General features: G+C 72.0%; 18 protein-coding genes. 6 read left to right on the top strand and 12 right to left on the bottom strand.

Annotation, left to right across the window (positions count from 1 at the left end):
• Positions 1 to 2 precede the first annotated feature (2 nt).
• Genes VF557_08430 through VF557_08450 form a run of 5 tightly spaced genes read right to left on the bottom strand, consistent with a single transcriptional unit; the run spans position 3 to position 4,719 of the window.
• On the bottom strand, positions 3 to 1,382 hold the full coding sequence (locus tag VF557_08430; GenBank protein HEX8080221.1) for a PLP-dependent aminotransferase family protein: 1,380 nt from the start codon (positions 1,380 to 1,382) through the stop codon (positions 3 to 5).
• Positions 1,379 to 1,684, bottom strand: a complete 306-nt coding sequence (locus VF557_08435) for a YciI family protein (protein ID HEX8080222.1) — start codon at positions 1,682 to 1,684, stop codon at positions 1,379 to 1,381. Before VF557_08435 ends, VF557_08430 begins: the two co-directional genes overlap by 4 nt.
• Before the next feature lie 40 nt (positions 1,685 to 1,724).
• Entirely contained in the window at positions 1,725 to 2,471 is a 747-nt protein-coding gene (locus VF557_08440) for an SDR family oxidoreductase (protein ID HEX8080223.1), read from the bottom strand.
• Positions 2,468 to 3,784 carry an enolase C-terminal domain-like protein gene (locus VF557_08445; GenBank protein ID HEX8080224.1) on the bottom strand — a complete coding sequence of 439 codons (1,317 nt, stop codon included), beginning with the start codon at positions 3,782 to 3,784 and terminating at the stop codon, positions 2,468 to 2,470. Before VF557_08445 ends, VF557_08440 begins: the two co-directional genes overlap by 4 nt.
• Positions 3,781 to 4,719: an alpha/beta fold hydrolase gene (locus VF557_08450; GenBank protein ID HEX8080225.1), complete on the bottom strand. Its 939-nt coding sequence runs from the start codon at positions 4,717 to 4,719 to the stop codon at positions 3,781 to 3,783. The genes VF557_08445 and VF557_08450 overlap by 4 nt, the downstream gene beginning before the upstream one ends.
• A gap of 295 nt (positions 4,720 to 5,014) precedes the next feature.
• Here VF557_08450 and VF557_08455 point away from each other — a divergent pair, with 295 nt between their 5' ends.
• From VF557_08455 to VF557_08470, 4 genes are all read left to right on the top strand, one after another.
• On the top strand, positions 5,015 to 5,191 hold the full coding sequence (locus VF557_08455) for a hypothetical protein (GenBank protein ID HEX8080226.1): 177 nt from the start codon (positions 5,015 to 5,017) through the stop codon (positions 5,189 to 5,191).
• 223 nt (positions 5,192 to 5,414) lie between these two features.
• Entirely contained in the window at positions 5,415 to 6,449 is a 1,035-nt protein-coding gene (locus VF557_08460; GenBank protein HEX8080227.1) for an ATP-binding cassette domain-containing protein, read from the top strand.
• Positions 6,446 to 7,246, top strand: a complete 801-nt coding sequence (locus tag VF557_08465; GenBank protein ID HEX8080228.1) for an ABC transporter permease — start codon at positions 6,446 to 6,448, stop codon at positions 7,244 to 7,246. Before VF557_08460 ends, VF557_08465 begins: the two co-directional genes overlap by 4 nt.
• Positions 7,247 to 7,385: 139 nt before the next feature.
• Positions 7,386 to 8,279, top strand: coding sequence for a CAP domain-containing protein (locus VF557_08470; GenBank protein HEX8080229.1), 894 nt, complete (start codon positions 7,386 to 7,388; stop codon positions 8,277 to 8,279).
• Between the two features lie 99 nt (positions 8,280 to 8,378).
• Here VF557_08470 and VF557_08475 read toward each other — a convergent pair whose 3' ends face one another.
• Positions 8,379 to 8,528 (bottom strand): hypothetical protein, encoded by a 150-nt coding sequence (locus VF557_08475; protein HEX8080230.1) that lies wholly within the window; start codon positions 8,526 to 8,528, stop codon positions 8,379 to 8,381.
• Positions 8,529 to 8,739: 211 nt separating this feature from the next.
• Between VF557_08475 and VF557_08480 the strand changes: the two genes are divergently transcribed.
• Positions 8,740 to 9,168: a hypothetical protein gene (locus VF557_08480; protein ID HEX8080231.1), complete on the top strand. Its 429-nt coding sequence runs from the start codon at positions 8,740 to 8,742 to the stop codon at positions 9,166 to 9,168.
• Positions 9,169 to 9,338: 170 nt separating this feature from the next.
• Here VF557_08480 and VF557_08485 read toward each other — a convergent pair whose 3' ends face one another.
• From VF557_08485 to mtnA, 3 genes are all read right to left on the bottom strand, one after another.
• Positions 9,339 to 10,055 carry a GNAT family protein gene (locus VF557_08485; protein HEX8080232.1) on the bottom strand — a complete coding sequence of 239 codons (717 nt, stop codon included), beginning with the start codon at positions 10,053 to 10,055 and terminating at the stop codon, positions 9,339 to 9,341.
• Between the two features lie 2 nt (positions 10,056 to 10,057).
• Positions 10,058 to 12,262 (bottom strand): thiamine pyrophosphate-dependent enzyme, encoded by a 2,205-nt coding sequence (locus VF557_08490; protein ID HEX8080233.1) that lies wholly within the window; start codon positions 12,260 to 12,262, stop codon positions 10,058 to 10,060.
• An 85-nt stretch (positions 12,263 to 12,347) separates the two neighbouring features.
• Complete coding sequence (gene mtnA / locus VF557_08495) at positions 12,348 to 13,469, bottom strand: S-methyl-5-thioribose-1-phosphate isomerase (protein ID HEX8080234.1); 1,122 nt, start codon at positions 13,467 to 13,469, stop codon at positions 12,348 to 12,350.
• A gap of 20 nt (positions 13,470 to 13,489) precedes the next feature.
• On the opposite strand from mtnA, the gene VF557_08500 reads away from it, so the two are divergent.
• Positions 13,490 to 14,143 (top strand): class II aldolase/adducin family protein, encoded by a 654-nt coding sequence (locus tag VF557_08500; GenBank protein ID HEX8080235.1) that lies wholly within the window; start codon positions 13,490 to 13,492, stop codon positions 14,141 to 14,143.
• Between the two features lie 72 nt (positions 14,144 to 14,215).
• On the opposite strand, the gene VF557_08505 is transcribed toward VF557_08500, so the two are convergent.
• From VF557_08505 to VF557_08515, 3 genes are all read right to left on the bottom strand, one after another.
• Positions 14,216 to 14,917 (bottom strand): type II CAAX endopeptidase family protein, encoded by a 702-nt coding sequence (locus VF557_08505; GenBank protein ID HEX8080236.1) that lies wholly within the window; start codon positions 14,915 to 14,917, stop codon positions 14,216 to 14,218.
• Positions 14,914 to 15,849 carry an NAD(P)H-binding protein gene (locus tag VF557_08510; protein ID HEX8080237.1) on the bottom strand — a complete coding sequence of 312 codons (936 nt, stop codon included), beginning with the start codon at positions 15,847 to 15,849 and terminating at the stop codon, positions 14,914 to 14,916. The genes VF557_08505 and VF557_08510 overlap by 4 nt, the downstream gene beginning before the upstream one ends.
• A 149-nt stretch (positions 15,850 to 15,998) precedes the next feature.
• Positions 15,999 to 16,961: a MerR family transcriptional regulator gene (locus VF557_08515; GenBank protein ID HEX8080238.1), complete on the bottom strand. Its 963-nt coding sequence runs from the start codon at positions 16,959 to 16,961 to the stop codon at positions 15,999 to 16,001.
• Positions 16,962 to 16,970 lie beyond the last annotated feature (9 nt).

Raw genomic sequence — 16,970 nt, forward strand, 5'->3', positions numbered from 1 at the left:
GGTCACTTGCGTGGTACTTCGTGACCGTTGCGGCCGGGGGTGGTGTCGGAGATGAAGCGGGCCAGCCGGGCCACCCCCTCCCGGATGTCGTCCGGGGCCAGGTTGCTGAACCCCAGCCGCATCGCCCGGTCGCCGCCCCCGCCGACGTGGAACATCGACATCGGCGCCCAGCTCACGCCGAAATCGCGGGCGCAGCGCTCCATCGCCGCCAGGTCGGCGACGAAGGGCACCTCGACGGTGAGGAAGAAGCCGCCGCGCGGGGTGTTCCAGCTGACCCCGTGCTCGGCGTGCCGCTCGGGTGGGAAGTGCCCGGCCAGCGCGGCCAGCGTGGTGTCCAGCCGCTCCGCGTACACCGCGGTCGTCGCGCGGGTGGCGGTGCGCAGGTCGTAGTCGTGCTCGACCAGCATCCCGCCCACCACCGCCTGGGACAGCGACGAGGTGCCGACGGTGAACATGCTCTTGGCCCGGGACAACTCCTCGGCCAGCGTCCGCACCGACCCGCCCGTACCGGACACCGGCTGGTCGGCCACCAGATAGCCGAGCCGGGCGCCCGGGAACGCGGTCTTGGCGAACGAGCCGAGATAGAGCACCGAGCCGTGCCGGTCCAGCGACTTCATCGTCGGCAGCTGCTCGCCGTCCCGGGCGAACAGCCCGTACGGGTTGTCCTCCAGCACGACCAGCCGCTCCCGCCGGGCCAGCTCCAGCAGCCGGTGCCGCGCGGCCAGCGGCACCACCGTCCCGGACGGGTTGGAGAAGTCCGGGATCAGGTAGACCGCGACCGGCCGCCGCCCCGAGGCCCGCACGTCGGCGACCGCGGCGGCCAGCGTGTCCGGGTCCAGCCCGTCCGGGCCCTCGGGCACCCCGACCAGCGGGACGTCCAGCATCCGGGCCGCGCCCAGGATCCCCACGTACGCGGGGGAGACGGTGAGCAGCACGTCCTGCGGTCCGGTGATCAGGCCGCGCAGGGCGACCAGCATCGCCTCCTGGCAGCCGGAGGTGATCATCACGGCGTCGGCCGGCACGTCGATGCCCTCGTCCTGGCGCAGGTTGCGCGCGACCTCCTCCCGGATGAACCCGTTGACCGGGCCGTACTGGAACAGCAGCTTGCGGATCCGCTGCTCCGGCACCCCGCCCTCGCGCAGGTGCCGCAGGTAGCGGTCGAGGTAGACCGGGAGGGTGGCCGGGTCGTGGGTGCCGTCGTACGGGGCGCCGGAGGAGAAGGACAGCGCGGCCGGAAAGCGCATCGCGGTCTCGCTGAGCATGCGCATGGAGTCCATCTGCGGGTCGCCGATGGCCGCGTGCAGCGCGCCCAGTTCGAAGGACAGCGCCGTGCCCGGGTCGGGCGCCGGGGCCGGGCCGTCCAGCAGCCGCCCGCCGGTCACGACCGGCCCCCGGCCGCCGGCGCCGCGGCCAGGCTCCCCTTGCCCGGCTGCCACTCCCGGACCACCGTGTCGGCGACCACGCCCCCGGTCACGTACGGCTCCTCGGCCAGCACCCGGTCCAGCTCGGCCCGGTCGGCGGTCCGGTAGACCAGTAGACCGGCGTTGTCCCCGGTCAGCGGCCCGCCGAGCAGCAGCGCCCCGCGCTCGGTCAGCGCGTGCAGGTAGGCCGCGTGCGCGGGGTGGAACGGCTCCCGGCCGGCCCGGTCCACGCGGTAGCGGAACTCGACGACATAGATCGCCACGATTGTCCTTTCTGGAAGCGGGGGGTCGGACGGGGCGGGCTCACATGTAGAGCCCGCCGTTGATGTCGATCACCGCGCCGGTGGTGTAGCCGGCGCCCTCCGAGCACAGGTGCAGCACGCTGCCCACCGCCTCGGCCACGGTGCCCATCCGGCCCATCGGCAGCCGGGACAGCACCTGCTCCTTCTGAGCCGGGTCCCGGCGCTCCCACGCACCGGCGACCCGCTCGGTGGCGATCGGCCCGTGCGCCACCACGTTCACCACCACGCCGGACGGCGCCAGCTCGTACGCCATCTGCTTGGTCATGCCGATCACCGCGGCCTTGGCCCCGACGTAGGCGGCGTTGTTGAAGTGGCTGTACGTCCGGCCGCCGGCCGAGGCGAAGTTGACGATCCGGCCGTAGCCGGCCCGGGCCATCCCCGGCGCGCAGGCCTTGATGGCCAGGAAGGTGCCGATCACGTTCTCCAGGTAGGTCTGCTCGAAGTGGGCGACCTCCAGGTCGGCGTAGCCGATCACCCGGGTGTCGCCGCCGACCCCGTTCACCAGGACCGCGGGCTTGTGCCGGTCCGCGACCTCGGCCAGCTGCCGCTCCGCGACGGCCACGTCGGTGACGTCCCCGACGACCACGTCGACCTTGGTCAGGTCGGCCAGCCGGTCGGCGAGCGCGGACACCGCGGCCTCGTCGCGGTCCAGCAGCACCAGCGGGGCGCCCTGCTCGGCGAGCCCAGCGGCCACCTCCCGCAGGATGCCGCCGGCGGCGCCGACGAGCAGGGCGGTGCGTGCGGTCATGAGGAGCTCCTCGCGGTCGTCGGGACGGGCGGCGGGGCGGCCGGCGGGGCGGCCGGCGATGCGGGCGGGGCCGATGCGGGCGGGGCCGAGGGGGACGGCGCCGAGGGGGACGGCGCCGAGGTGGGCGGGGCCGAGGGGGACGGGGCCGAGGGGGACGGGGCCGAGGTGGGCGGGCAGCGGTCGAGCAGGGCGCGGGTCGGCACCAGCCCGATGCCGGGGCCGGTCAGCGGGGCGACCTGCCAGCGGACCCGGTCCACCGCGTACGGCGGGTTGGTCAGCGGCTCGGGGAACCACTCGTCCTGCCGGCCGCCCTCCACCGCTAGCAGGCCGGTCAGCGAGCAGGCCAGCAGCCGGCCGGCCGCCCACAGCGGCCCGACCTCGCCGACGTGCACCCCGAGCTGGACGCCGAGGCCGCGCTCCCGGGCCGCGGCGACCAGGGCCAGGGTCGGGAACAGGCCGCCGCACTTGCCGACCCGGGCGTTGACCGAGTCGGCCGCGCCGGCCGCCGCGGCGTCCAGGTCGGCCGGGCCGGTGCAGGACTCGTCCAGCATCACGGCCATCCCGGTGGCCTCGCGGACCGCCCGCATCGCCGCCCAGTCCCGCGGGCCGACCGGCTCCTCCAGCCAGTCCACGCCGAGCGGGCGCAGCCGGGCGGCCCCGGCGACGGCCAGGTCCCGGTCCCAGGCGCCGTTGACGTCCACCGACAGCGTCGGGCCGGTGCCCAGCACGTCCCGGACGGCGGCGACCCGCCGGACGCAGCCCTCGACGTCCGTGCCCGCCTTGACCTTGACGTGCCGGACCGCGGACGGGTCCAGCCCGCCCAGCCGCCGGGCCGGGTCGTCGGCCAGGTCCAGCACCACCGAGACCGCGGCCGGGGCGGCCCGCGGGCGCAGCAGCGCCGCCGCGGCCGGGACGCTGCGCAGCCCGTCCAGGCCGGTCCGGCCGTGCCGCCGGCAGACGGCGTCGAACAGGGCGATCTCCAGCCCGGCCGCGGCCGCCGGCATCGGGGCCAGCGCGCCAGCCAGCCGGCCGAGCAGTCCGGCCAGGTCGGACCGGGCCAGCCGGTCCAGGGCGCCGGCCGGGTCGGCCGGGTCTAGCAGCTCCTCGAGCCGGACCCGGTTCAGCGCGTCGACGGCGGTGCCGACCGTCTCGCCGGTCACGTACGACCGGGGTGCGGCCTCGCCCCAGCCGCGGACCCCGTCAAGGTCCACCGCCACCAACACCGACGCGGCCCGGGACCGGGCGTGGCCGGCGTGCACGAACGGCCGCTCCATCGGGATGCGGACCGGCCGCACCTCCAGCCGGGCCGTCACCGGTCCCGCCCGGCCACGGTCGCCGCCAGCCAGTGCCAGTAGTCGCGGCGGGCCCGGGAGAACTCGACGTAGTGGTGGCGGCCCCGGAAGGTGGCCACGTCGACCTTCTCGTGCAGGGTGGTGAGGACCCGTTCGCTCTCGGCCAGCGCGATGATCGGGTCGTGCTCGGCCCGGACCAGGTGCACCGGGGCCGCGGTGTCGGCCCGGCGCTCCAGGTAGGTCCGCTCCAGCTCGACCATCGTGGCCCGGCTCCGGGCGGTCACCTGGCGCAGCATGAGCCGGTCGTTGGCCATGAACTCCAGGTAGCGGGCGAGGTCGGTGTAGTCCTCGTCGGCCAGCGCGATGGCCGAGTGCTCGGTGCCGGTCAGCGCGGCCAGCTCGGCCAGCCGCTCCGTCCCGTGCCGGGCCCGTTGCTGGCCCAGCGCGGGGGCGCAGTAGATGAGCCGGTCGACCTCCAGGCCCTGGGCGACCAGGGCGGCCAGGATGCTGCCGCCGAAGCTCTGGCCCAGCGCCACCACCGGCAGCCCCGGCCAGTCCCGCCGGGCCTGGGCCAGGACGGTCCGGTAGTCCTCCAGCACCACGCCCGCCGCGGGCAGGTCGCCACGCATGCCGCCGCTGCGGCCGGATCCGCGCCGGTCGGCCGCGTACGTCACCGTCCCGTGCTGGGTCAGCTCCGGTCCGGTCTCGAACAGCCAGCCGGCGTGGCTCTGGATGCCGTGCACGTAGAAGAGCAGCGTCGTCACCTCGGCCGCCTCGGTCGGCTCGGCCGGCCGCCAGCTGTGCAGGGCCAGCGGGGTGCCGTCGGCGCCGGCGACCGCGGCGACGCGGTGCTCGGCCGCGGGGAGCGGGAGCCGGATCTGGGGCGCCGGGCGCGTCGGCGCCGGAGAGGCCCCCGGAGCGGCGGGCCGGTCCGGCGTGCGCGTGTCTCTGGTCAACCCGGTGAGTCCTCACGACGTCGGCGGCGCGGTGTCCGGCAGGCGACGACCCTGTGCGCTTGTCCGGAAAATCCTTTATAAACCATTCTTACTGATCGTGCACTGTAGGACAGTAGGCGTCAGTTTGTGCAGTGTCAACGTGGTTCCTGCGCCAGGCCCGCGACCTTGGCCCGGGACACCGACACCCTGGAGGACCTGGCCCAGGACTACGCCGGCCCGCTGAAGCTCCAGGTCCCGGGTCCGTGGACGCTGGCCGCGGGCATCGGGCTGCACTACGGCGACAAGGCGGCGGCCGTTGCACGGCGATGCCGATCAGATCCTCCAGGACTTCGACCGGCTGGCCGCCAAGGGCGTCACCGAGCTGTTCATCGACCTGAACTTCGATCCCGAAGTGGGCTCGCCCGACGCCGACCCTGAGGAGTCGATGCGCCGCGCCGAACACCTGTTGAGCACCCTCGCGCCCCAGTCCTGAATTTCGCGCCCCTGGGTGTTCGCGCCGCTGGCCTGACCGCTCCGCCGACGACAGTCCGCCCGACTGGTGGTGACGAACCGTCCATGCCACCGGCGTGGAAGACGCCGCCCGGTGGGGCGAAAATGTGTTGTCGGAGCAGTGCCCTAGCTTGAAGACTTCCATCAGCCAACGCGCGATGTGTGAGGACTGACGACATGACCGAGCAGTTACCGGCGCCGCCTCCATGAGTGACGTCATCACGGCCAGTGGACTGGTCAAGACCTACGGCAAGCTCCGAGCTTTGGACGGCCTGGACCTTGCGGTGCCCGAGGGGACGATTCTGGGCCTGCTGGGCCCGAACGGGGCGGGTAAGACGACGGTCGTCCGAATCCTGACCACCCTGCTGGAGCCGGACGCGGGCACCGCCCACGTCGCCGGCTTCGACATCGCCAAGAACCCCGGCCAGGTCAGGGCCAAGCTGGGCCTGTCCGGGCAGTACGCCGCGGTGGATGAGTACCTGACCGGTTTCGAGAACCTCGACATGGTCGGCCGGCTCTACGGGCTGGGCCGGGCGCCGTCCAAGCAGCGGGCCCGCGAACTGCTGGCCCAGTTCGACCTCGAGGAGGCCGGCGGCAGGCCGGTGAAGACCTACTCCGGCGGCATGCGGCGCCGGCTGGACCTGGCCGGCGCCCTGGTGGCGCGGCCACCGGTGCTCTTCCTGGACGAGCCGACCACCGGGCTGGACCCGCGTAGCCGCACCGACATGTGGGAGGTGATCACGGAGCTGGTCAAGGGCGGCACCACCCTGCTGCTCACCACCCAGTACCTGGAAGAGGCCGACCGGCTCGCCAACAAGATCATGGTGATCGACCACGGACGGGCCATCGCCGAGGGCACCGCGGACAGCCTCAAGGCCCAGGTCGGCGGCGAGCGGGTCGAGATCGTGCTGCTCCGCCCGGACGACCTGCCCGCCGCGCGCGCCCTCATGACCGAGCTGGCCGGGGTCCCGGTAGAGGTGCAGGAGCACAGCCGCCGCATCGTCGCTCCGGTGACCGGCGGCGCCGGCCTGCTGATGGAGGCGCTGCGCCGCCTCGACGCCGCCGGCATCTCGGTGCTGGACGTGGCGCTGCGCCGCCCGACGCTGGACGACGTGTTCCTGAGCCTGACCGGGCGCCCCTCCGAGGACGACAGCCAATCCGCCGACGGCAAGGCCGATGGCAGGTCCGACGGCAAGGCCGGTGGCAAGTCCGGAGCCAAGCAGGAGGTCGGCGCTCGATGAGCATGCTCAAAACCGTCAGCGACGGCGCCATCGTGGCCAAGCGCAACCTGATCAAGATCAAGCGGGTTCCTGACCTGCTGGTCTTCTCGACCCTTTCGCCGATCATGTTCATCCTGCTGTTCGCCTACGTCTTCGGCAGCGCCATCCGGGTTGAAGGCACCAATTACCGCGAGTTCCTGATCCCCGGCATCTTCGCCCAGACGGTGATCTTCGGCGCCACCCTGACCGGCGCAGGAATGGCCGATGACATCAAGAAGGGCATCATCGACCGGTTCCGGTCCTTGCCGATGTCACGCGCGGCGGTGCTCATCGGGCGCACCGGCAGCGATGTCGCCAACAACGTGCTCGTCATCGTGGTGATGGCACTGACCGGCCTGCTGGTCGGCTGGCGGATCCGCAGCTCGGTGGGCGAGGCCATCGCCGGCTTCCTGCTGCTGCTGCTGTTCGCCTACGCCATCTCCTGGATCATGGCCTGGGTGGGGCTGCTGGTGCCGAGCCCCGAGGTGGTGAACAACGCCGCCTTCATGGTGATCTTCCCTCTGACGTTCATCGCCAACACCTTCGTGCCGACCAACAACTTCCCCGCGCCGTTGAAGTTCATCGCCAACTGGAATCCGGTCTCGTCGGTGACCCAGGCCGCCAGGGAGCTGTTCGGCAACACTCCCCCCAATGCCCCGGTGCCGGACTACTGGTCATTGCAGCACCCGGTGCTCTACACCCTGGGATGGGTGGCGCTGCTGATGCTGATCTTCATCCCGCTGTCGGCACGCCAGTACAAGAAGGCGGCCAGCCGCTAAGCCCATACGGCGGGTCCGGGCGGCCGCAGGCCATGCCGGCAGCGCCCGGGCATGGCGTTGCTCAAGCCAGCGGCCGAAGTGCCGATAAGACACCCATTGCCGCTGGCTTTCCGCCGGCGCGACGCAGATGGGAAAACAGATGCCCTGCTCGCAGGTGGTGGCTGCCGCGCGTCCGTCGCGCCGGCGTCAGGCGGCCCTAGCGCTGGCGGTCACGCTCGCGTCGGTGTTCTGGCTGCTGGTGCATCCAGGCGCCGCCCAGGCAGCCACCTCTGCCGAGACCGCCGCGGCCACCAGCGTGATGCGGATGCTCAACGCCCAGCGAACCGCCCACGGCCTGCCCAGCCTGGGCTCGAGCCCGGCGCTGACCACCGCCGCCCGCCGTCACAACCTGGCGATGGCCAAAGCCAACGTGCTGTCGCATCAGTTGCCCGGCGAGCCTTCGCTCGGTACCCGGATCAGCCAGGTCGGCGTGCCCTGGCGCTCGATCGCCGAGAACGTCGGCTGGACCACCAACCGAACCACCGCCGGCGCCAACAGCCTGCAGAGCGCCATGTACAACGAGAAGCCCCCGAACGACGGGCACCGGCTCAACATCCTGTCCCGGTCGGTGCGCTACGTCGGCATCGACGTCCTGATCCACGCCGGCACCGGCAAGCTCTGGCTCACCCAGGACTTCGCCGACGCCCGCGGGCCGTTGCCCGCCTCGACGGCCGGCCACAACCCGAGCGGCTACTACGACAGCGCGGTAGCGCTCACCGCCCACCGGGCCCGGCTGCGCGGCTGGGCCGTCGACCCCGACAACCGGTCGCTGCCGCTGGCAATCGCGGTCTACTCCGACGGGCGCGCCCTGGGCTGGTTCAAGTTCCCGGTGGCACGCCCGGACGTCGCCAAGGCCAAGTCAGCCGGACCGAACCAGGGCTTTGACATCACGGTGACCCTGCCAGCCGGCCTGCACACGGTATGCACCTATGCCATCAACGTGGGCGCGGGCACCGGTAACACGAAGCTCGGCTGCCGGGCCGTCCGCACCTAGGCCGGGCAGAGCCTCATTCCGCGCGGTTGCCGGGCCGTTCGCACCTAGGCCGGCCGGCAGAGCCTCATTCCGCGCGGTTGCCGGGCCGTGCGGCCAGCGTCAGCCTTCGGCCGGATCCTCGGTGTGCTCGCGCGCGACGTCTTCGCCCTGGTCGGTCGCCTCGCCGCCCTCGGTGTCGGTCTGGGTGTGCTGGCGCACCTCGTCGGCTGCTGCCGGGTCCTGCTGCTCGTTCGATGTCGGTTCGCTCATCTCTTCTTTCTACTCCAGGATCACCCGGTCTTTGGCGTAGGAGTACCGGTTGGTGCCCACTGACCGGCCGGGACTGCGCCCTGCTCACCCGCTCGACCGAGCCAGCACAGTCGCGACTCAACCGCAGCTGCATGTAGTCCGCCACCGCTATACAAATGGGTCTATAAGGTCCAACATGTGTAGTAGGTCACACTCACCTGAAGGAGCCCAGATGCTACGAAAGCTCGCTTGTCTACTCGCCATACTCGCCACGACCCTAGGTCTGACGGTTTTCAGCACCGGCACCGCCTCCGCAATAGGACAGGAAACGTTCGGCTGCCGGATTGCGCCGGGAAACGAGTTCAACTTCTACCAAACCTGTAGGAACACCCGAAACTCCAACACCTATTACAGCGTCGCCTTCAAGGTTCAGAACGCGACCGCCTCGTCAACCTTTAGCTGGACTATTCCGGCTTTCTACCAGTCGCGGATCATTTCAGGCTGCACCTCCATGTCGAGTGGCTGCACGCTGTCTGCCCCCCCGGTCTACGAGCAGGAGATCCACGTGGATGTCTGGATCAGTGACGGCGGGGCCTCGCGATTCCTCAACTCCTCGGCTTACCTCGTCGAAGTCTGCGGCTACCCGGATTACTGCTGGTAATCGAGCGCCGGCCGCTCACGGTGATCTCGCCGTGGGCGGCGGTCGGCTCGACCGAGCTGTCTGCGCAAACAGCCCCGGACAGAAGCCGGCTGACGCGAGGCAGGCGAGCGCGAGACCATGGCGGCGTGAATGATGCCAGAAGCGCCTGCCGTGCCGGGTTCATCTTTGAGCTATTCCCTGCCAGCACGAGTCCCCTCAGCACTCCGCGGCCCGGCCGGATGATCACGCGCTAAGGCTGTGCCGTCCGCCGCGAGTCCGAAGTAGGGCCAGCAGGCCTCGACTCCCTCGATCAGCACCCCCGCTCCCCCGTCGCCGGCGAGCCAGTCCGAGCGGCGCAGCCGCAGGTGCTGCAAGGTGTCCACCCCGCCGTCGCGCGGATGCAGCGACTCGCCGTTGGGGCGGTAACCCAGCGCCCGCGACACCGCCAGCGAGGCGTAGTTGTCATGCCAGGCGGAGCTGATCGCGACCTGGGCTCGCAGCGGCCCGAACGCCAGCGCCAGGACGGCTCGTCGCATCTGCTGACCGATCCCCCGGCCACGGACCTGCGGGGCCAGGTGTGAGGCGCTGTCGACCGTGCGCAGCAGCGGAAAGTCCTCCGCCTCCAGCTCCTGCGCCCCTACCAGCTCGCCGCCGAGCCGGACGCAGAACGGCAGCTTCCAGCGCTCGGGCCGCCAGCTTCCGTAGCTGTTCCAGTAGTGCTGAAAGCTGATCACCCGGCGGTTGGTCGCCTTGTCCAGGCCGGGGTAGCGGGTGGCGGTGGGGTCCAGCTCCACGTCGTCGGGCAGCAGGGCGGCCAGCGGCAACTGATCGGCCTCGGTCATCGGGCGCAGCTCCACCTCGCCCACCGACAACCGCAGGTCGAACAACGGCCAGTACGGGTGGGTCACCGCTACTCCCCGCCCGGCGCCGAGAGCAGCGACCGGGCCGCCTGCAGGATGGTGGCCTCGTCCAGCAGCACCGCCCGCGCCGCGTCACCGAGCGGTATGAAGCTGTCCACGCTGGTGACCCGCTTGATCGGGCCACGGAAGCCGCCGTCGACCAGCGCGGTGACGATGCCTTCCGACACTCCGCCCGAGCGCCGGGTCTCATCCACCACCAGCACCTGGCCGCTGCTGGACGCCTCGCGCAGGATGTCCTTGACCGGCAACGGCGACAGCCACCGCAGGTCCAGCACGGCGACCGACATCCCCTCCTCGGCAAGGGCATTCGCCACTCGAAGGCTCATCCGCACGCCGTTGCCGAAGGTGATGATGCTCAGGTCCGCGGCATCGGCCCGGTGTGCCGAACCACCGTCATCGCCCTCCACCAACCACCGGCGGGCCCGTCCGATCGGAATGTGCCCGGCCTCCCACCGGTCCGGCCCGGCGTACTCGGCCAGCCAGCCGCCGTCGGAGTCGGTGAGCAGATCACGTTGGTGGTAAAGGGCGATCGGCTCCAGGAAGACGCTGACCGTGCCATCGACCACGGCGGCGGCGAGCAGGCTCCGCAGCATCGCCGGAGCGTCGGCGGGATGCGCCGGCACCGCGACCACCAAGCCCGGGATGTCACGCAGCACCGCCACCGAGTTGTCATTGTGGAAGTGCCCGCCGAAGCCCCTCTGGTAACCCAGGCCGGCGATCCGGACGACCATCGGATTGCGATACCGGCCCTGGGAGAAGAACTGCAGGGTGGCGGCCTCGCCGCGCAACTGGTCCTCGGCGTTGTGCAGGTAGGCCAGGTACTGGATCTCCGGGATCGGCAGGAAGTTGGCCAGCGCGGCGCCCAGGCCAACGCCCAGGATGGCCTGCTCGTCGAGGATGGTGTCGAACACCCGGGCCCCGCCGAAGCTCTTGCGCAACCCTCTGGTCAGCCCGTACACCCCGCCCTTGACCGAGACGTCCTCGCCGAACAGCAGCGCCTGCGGGCGCCGGGCCAGCTCGTCGTGCAGCGCCCGGTTGATCGACTGGGCCAGCGTCAGCGGCCCTTCGTCCTCGGGCAGCCGCCCGCCGAACAGCGCGGCCCGCTCGGGGGCGGCCGGCTCGGCCACCACCGCGGCCACCTGCTCGGTGCTGCGCGGGGACAGCGGCGCCATCACCTGCGCGGCCGAGCCCAGCTGCGGCTCGGCCATCACCCGCACCGCCACCTCGCGGACCCGCTCGCCGATCGCCTCGTACCGCGCCGCCAGCTCGGGGCCGTCGGCGAAGCCGGCCGCCGCCAGCAGCCCCGCGGTGACCAGCAGCGGATCACGGCCATAGTCGGCGGCGATCTCGGCCGGGGTGCGGTAGGCCACCTCCGCATCCGATCCGGCATGTCCGAGGAACCGGACGGTCCGCAGGTGCAGGAACGCCGGCTTGCGCGCCGACCGGACGTAGGAGACCGCCTGGCTGGCGGCGTCATAGACCTCGGCCAGGTCGCAGCCGTTCACCGCGAGGTAGCGCAGACCCGGGCGGGCCGAGAACCGCTCGGTGATCCAGCCGGACGGGGTCCGGGTGCTGATCCCCAGGCCGTTGTCCTCACAGACCATCAGCAGCGGCATCGGCAGGCCCTGGTGGACGGTGCTCGACGAGCTGTTGAGCGCGCCCACCAGCGTGGAGTGGTTCACCGAGGCGTCGCCGAAGCTGGTGACCACGATCGAGTCGGGCGCCCACGGCGTCCGCACCCCGGCCCGGCGCGCCCGGCCGAGCGCGAAGGCCAGGCCGACCGCCCGCGGCAGGTGCGAGGCGATCGTCGAGGTCTGCGGGATGATGGCCAGGTCGGCATTGCCGAACACCTTGTGCCGCCCGCCCGCGATCGGCTCATCGGTGGACGCGGCCACGCCGCGCAGGATGTCGCGGACCGGGTCGTGACCGGGCAGCTGCCGGGACCTGGCGCAGTAGAAGCCACCCGAGCGGTAGTGCAGCAGCGCCGGATCGTCCGGGCGCAGCGCAGCCGCGACCGCCGCGTTGCCCTCGTGACCCGACGAGGCGATGGTGTAGAAACCGCGGCCCTGGGTCTGCATCCAGATCGCCGCCAGGTCGGCCTGACGGGATTCGCACTGCGCCTGGTACAGCTCGCCGGCCTGCCTGATCGACAGCATGCTGCCGGCCCGGACCGGGGCGTCGGGATCCCGGCTCACGCCACGCTCCAATGCCGTCACCGAAGCGAGGAAATGCTGCTCCAGGGGATGGCGTTCGGCAGGCACCTGCACATCTAACCCTGGTTCAGTCGGCGTGGACCAACCCGGTCGCCGCCGTGTTGCCCGTGCCGCCGGCTCGGCCGGTGCCGTCGCCGGGGATGGTGTCGCCGTCGGAGACGGTGTCGCCGTCGGAGACGGTGCCGTCGCCGGGGATGGTGCCGCCGTCGGCCCGACCGTCGATAGTGCGCAGCTCGGTCACGATCGCGGTGACCAGGGCCGCCGGGGTGACGTCGAAGGCCGGGTTCCAGCCGTTGCTGCCCGGCGCGGCCACCCGTTGACCGGCCAGCGCCAGCACCTCGCCGGCATCGCGCAGCTCGATGGAGATCCCCGCTCCGTTCTCGGTCGCCCGATCGATGGTGGATTCCGGAGCGGCCACCACGAACGGGATGCCGGCGTAGCTGGCCGCCAGCGCATGCGAGACGGTGCCGACCTTGTTCGCGACGTCGCCGTTGGCCGCGATCCGGTCCGCGCCCACCACCACCGCCTCGACCTCGCCGCCCAGCACCAGCCCGGCCGCGGCGGAGTCGACGATGATCCGGTGCGGGATGCCACGGCGGCCGAGTTCCCAGGCGGTCAGCCTGCTGCCCTGCAGCAGCGGCCGGGTCTCGCAGACATAGACCATCTCCAGCGGCGACTCGGCGTGCAGCCGCTCGATGACACCCAGCGCGGTGCCGAACTCGACACCCGCCAGCGCGCCGGCATTGCAGTGGGTGAGCACCCGGCGGGCGCCGGCCAGCAGCTGCGCGCCCCGATCACTGAGCGCCTGGTTGATCTCGATGTCGGCGTCCCGGATCGCCAGCGCGGCTGCCACCAGCTCCGCGACGCCGGCGCCCGCGGCCCGGGCGGAGCTCAGCTGCTCCACGCCCCAGGACAGGTTCACCGCGGTGGGCCGGGCGCCGCTGAGCTTGCCGGCCGCCACCGCCAGGTCGGCGTCCAGGTCGCCCCCGCGTTCGGCCGAGCGGGTGGCGGCCAGCGCCATGCCCAGCGCTCCGGCCACTCCCAGCGCCATCGCGCCGCGCACCGCGAGGGACCGGATGTGCACGACCAGCTCATCGACTTCGCGGATCTCGATGCTCACCAGCTCGGCCGGCAGCCGGGTCTGATCGATGATCAGAACCGTGCCGTCGACCCAGTCAATGGTTCGCATGGCCGGTAGCCTAACCAGCTGTGCTACTCCCCGACCAGCGCGCCGCGGTGGTGCGGGCCTGCCACGAACTGGTGTCGAGCGGACTGGTACGCGGCACCTCGGGCAACGTCTCGGTACGCGACCCGGACTCCGGCGCGATCGCGATCACCCCCACCGGGCTGGCCTACGCCGGCATGCGCGACAGCGATGTGGCGGTGCTCGCCCTCGACGGTAGCCAGCTAGACGGGGCGCTGCGGCCGACCTCTGAGGTGGCCCTGCACCTGGGCGTCTACCGGGCCCGCCCGGACGTCGGCGCGGTGGTGCACACCCATTCGATGTTCGCCACCACCTTCGCGGTGCTGGGCGAGCAGATTCCGCCGGTGCACTACCTGATCGTCCGGGCCGGCGAGGCGGTGCCGGTGGCGCCCTACGCCCGCTACGGCACCGCTCAGCTGGCCGAGTCCTGCGTACGCGCGCTGGGAACCGGGTTCGCGGTGCTGCTGGCCAACCATGGCGTCGTCGCGGTCGAAACGGACCTCAGCGCGGCGATGGCCGTCGCCGAAGCCGTCGAGTACACCGCTGAGTTGGCCTGGCGGGCGCGCCAGCTGGGTGTTCCACAGCTGCTCGATGCCGGCCAACTGGCCGAGGCCCGGGCGGCGTTCGCCGATTACGGCCAACCGGCGAACCGCGCCTGATCGGTTGCCTCAGCCGGCGAACAGCGCCTGATCAGTCCGCCTCAGCCGGCGAACCGCGGCTGATCGGTTGCCTCAGCCGGCGAACAGCGGCGGCAACGCCAGCAGCATCACCAGCGACCAGGTGACGTGGGTCAGCATCGGGGCCAGAATGCCACCGGATGCCCGCCGTTGCAGGCCCAGGACCACCCCCAGCGTGGCCGCGGCGAACACCAGCATCACATTTCCGGTGGCCACCGTCACCGCCGCATAGATCGCGGTCGAGGCAAGCACCGGATGCCGCTCACCCAGCGCGGCGAACAGCGCTCCCCGAAAAAAGGTCTCCTCGGCGACCCCGTTCAGCAGCGTGACCGCTGCCACCAGTGGCAGCGAGCCGTACCGCGCGTGCGCCAGCACGTCCTCGGTCAATGCCCGCAGTGGCTCGATCTCACGCACCACCAAGGCGCCCAGCACGAACACCGCGGCAGCGGCCAACCCGATGACGACCGGCGTCAGGACGGGCCGGCGAAGCTGCCCCCGAAAGCTGATCCGGCCCAGGTGCAGCGGTCCCGAGCCCAGGCCCCCGATCAGCCAGACCGCCGCCAGCCCCGCGGTCAGCGGATAGAACGCCGGATCGGCCGGCCGGACCGACAGCGACAGGCCCAGCATCAGGGCGCCGGCGGCCAGCACCACCGTCACCACCAGCTGGCGCCGCCGGAACGCGCTGTCGGGCTCACGGTGATCGCGAGGGACCTTGTCGACCAGGGCGGGACGCAGCAAGCCGGGCAGATACCTCATCCGACCCGCGGCAGTCGCCGCCCGGCGTCCCTGCCGGCCGCGGCCCGGCGCGCTGCCAGCGCTCGCCGCACCGCTTCGTCGTAGCCCAGCGTCGGGCCCGGCGCCAACCGCTGGATGGAGTTCTGGCGCACCACCACCTCGGTGGTCATGGAATCGACCAGGTTGCGGGCGGTCGCCAGGTTCACATCGGTGACCAGCGCCAGCCACGCCGAGGACAACCTCGGGGTGAGCAGCGGCACCGGAAGCACCGGCAGCTTCCGCTTGTGCTGGATCTTCGCCGCCCGTTGCAGCATGTCGATGTAGCGGAGCACCTCGGGCCCGCCGATCTCATAGACCTGCCCGCTCGACTCGGGCGCCTGCAGCACGGCCACCAGGTAGCGCACCACGTCGGCCAGCGCGATCGGCTGGGTGCGGGTGCTCACCCAGCGCGGGGCGATCATCATCGGCAGGTGGTCCACCAGCTGCCGGGTGATCTCCCACGAGATCCCGCCGTGGCCGATCACCACCGCCGCCCGCAGCACGGTCACCGGCACGCCGGCCTGTCCCAGCAGGGTTTCCACCGCCCGCCGCGAGCGCAGGTGGGCCGACAGCTGCTGGTCCTCGGCTCCCAGGCCGCCCAGGTAGATGATGCGCCGCACGCCGGCCTCGGCAGCGGCGACCCCGAACGCGCGAGCAGCTCGGGCATCCACCTCTTCGAACTCCGCCGAGTCCAGGGAATGCACAAGATAGTAAGCGGCCTGGACACCGGCCAACGGTGCTCGTAAACTGGCCGGTTCGCCTACATCACCGGACACCGGCTGACCGGCGCCTGTGTAGCGGTCCGGATGCCGGGTCATCGCCCGGACCCGATGGCCGGCCCTTTCCAGCGCCTGGCACAGATGCGAGCCGATGAACCCTGAAGCCCCGGTGACCAGGACGTCCGGTTGGGTCATGACTCCTTGTTCACTTCGCTTCGTCGACCGGGGAGTGCCCCGCTCTCGCCGGTACGGGCTCCACCGCTCGGAGCCGACCAGGGCGACTGTCCAATTCTCAGCTCAAATCCAACGTAACTGCGCTAGACCACTTGCACAAATTAGTGAGGTCACCGGGTCGGCGGCTGGAGCAGCTTGACCGCCATTTCCAGGTCTGTGGCGTAGGCCGCGCCAGCCGGCAACGCGGTCTGCTTCCAGGCTGAGCCGCCGACCACCAACCGCCGCGCCGGCCGGCTGCGGGTCAGCCCGGCGAGCTCTGCCAGCTGGTCGGGATCGGCCAGCGCCCCGCCCTGCTCGTCGAGGTGGTGCTGCCAGAGGAAAACCGCACCTGCGGAAGTGCGCCGCGCGGCAGTGGCCACCGCCGTGATCGGCACTCGCCCGCCCAGCAGCCGCAGCGGCACCCGCTGCTCGGCCAGCGCGGCCGCCAGCGCGTGCAAGGGCAGGGTGTGCTGCTCTTCCGGAGCGCAGGCAAGCAGTACCGGACGCCCCGGCACCGGCCGCGGCAGGAACGCGCGGTAGGCGCGCAACGCGTCCATGATCGCTTCGCTGAGCACGTGCTCGACATCCACGCCGGCTCGTACCCAGCGCACCCCGATGGAGACCAGCACCGGGCGCAGCACCTCGTTCCAGGTGCGCACCGCGCCCCGGCTGACCAGCAGGTCACCGAGCTGGCCGGTCGCGGCGTCAGCGTCCAGGCGGCTGGCCGCTCGCGCCAGCCCGCGTACCTCCGGCGAGGCGCCCGGCACTGCCAGCACCCGGCCGCCTGGCCCGCCACCATGCCTGGGAGCTCGTGCCGCCGGGGCCGGCCGGGTGGTCACCGAACCGCTCGCGGAACGGGCTGAACCGTGCTCGGACTGCTCGCTCAGCACAGCCCGGGCAGCCGCAGCGGGCGCCTGGCCGCGGCTGACCAGTTCTTGCATGAGCAGCAGCCGGTTGAGATCGGCCTCGGTGTAGCGCCGGTGACCGCCGTCGCTGCGACCGCCTGGGCCCAGGCCGTAGCGGCGTTCCCAGCTGCGCACGGTGGCCGGCGCCACGCCGAGGCGGCCGGCCGCGGCGCCCACCGACAGCAGCACCCGGCGATC

Source organism: Jatrophihabitans sp. (genome assembly GCA_036389035.1).
Taxonomy (GTDB): Bacteria; Actinomycetota; Actinomycetes; order Mycobacteriales; family Jatrophihabitantaceae; genus Jatrophihabitans_A.

Bases quoted from the DNA above. Each gene is read 5' to 3' on its own strand.
- VF557_08460 (HEX8080227.1), top strand. From the start codon at position 5,415: ATGAGTGACGTCATCACGGCCAGTGGACTGGTCAAGACCTACGGCAAG.
- VF557_08505 (HEX8080236.1), bottom strand. From the start codon at position 14,917: ATGAGGTATCTGCCCGGCTTGCTGCGTCCCGCCCTGGTCGACAAGGTC.
- VF557_08440 (HEX8080223.1), bottom strand. From the start codon at position 2,471: ATGACCGCACGCACCGCCCTGCTCGTCGGCGCCGCCGGCGGCATCCTG.
- VF557_08470 (HEX8080229.1), top strand. From the start codon at position 7,386: ATGCCCTGCTCGCAGGTGGTGGCTGCCGCGCGTCCGTCGCGCCGGCGT.
- VF557_08480 (HEX8080231.1), top strand. From the start codon at position 8,740: ATGCTACGAAAGCTCGCTTGTCTACTCGCCATACTCGCCACGACCCTA.
- mtnA (HEX8080234.1), bottom strand. From the start codon at position 13,469: ATGCGAACCATTGACTGGGTCGACGGCACGGTTCTGATCATCGATCAG.
- VF557_08510 (HEX8080237.1), bottom strand. From the start codon at position 15,849: ATGACCCAACCGGACGTCCTGGTCACCGGGGCTTCAGGGTTCATCGGC.
- VF557_08465 (HEX8080228.1), top strand. From the start codon at position 6,446: ATGAGCATGCTCAAAACCGTCAGCGACGGCGCCATCGTGGCCAAGCGC.
- VF557_08475 (HEX8080230.1), bottom strand. From the start codon at position 8,528: ATGAGCGAACCGACATCGAACGAGCAGCAGGACCCGGCAGCAGCCGAC.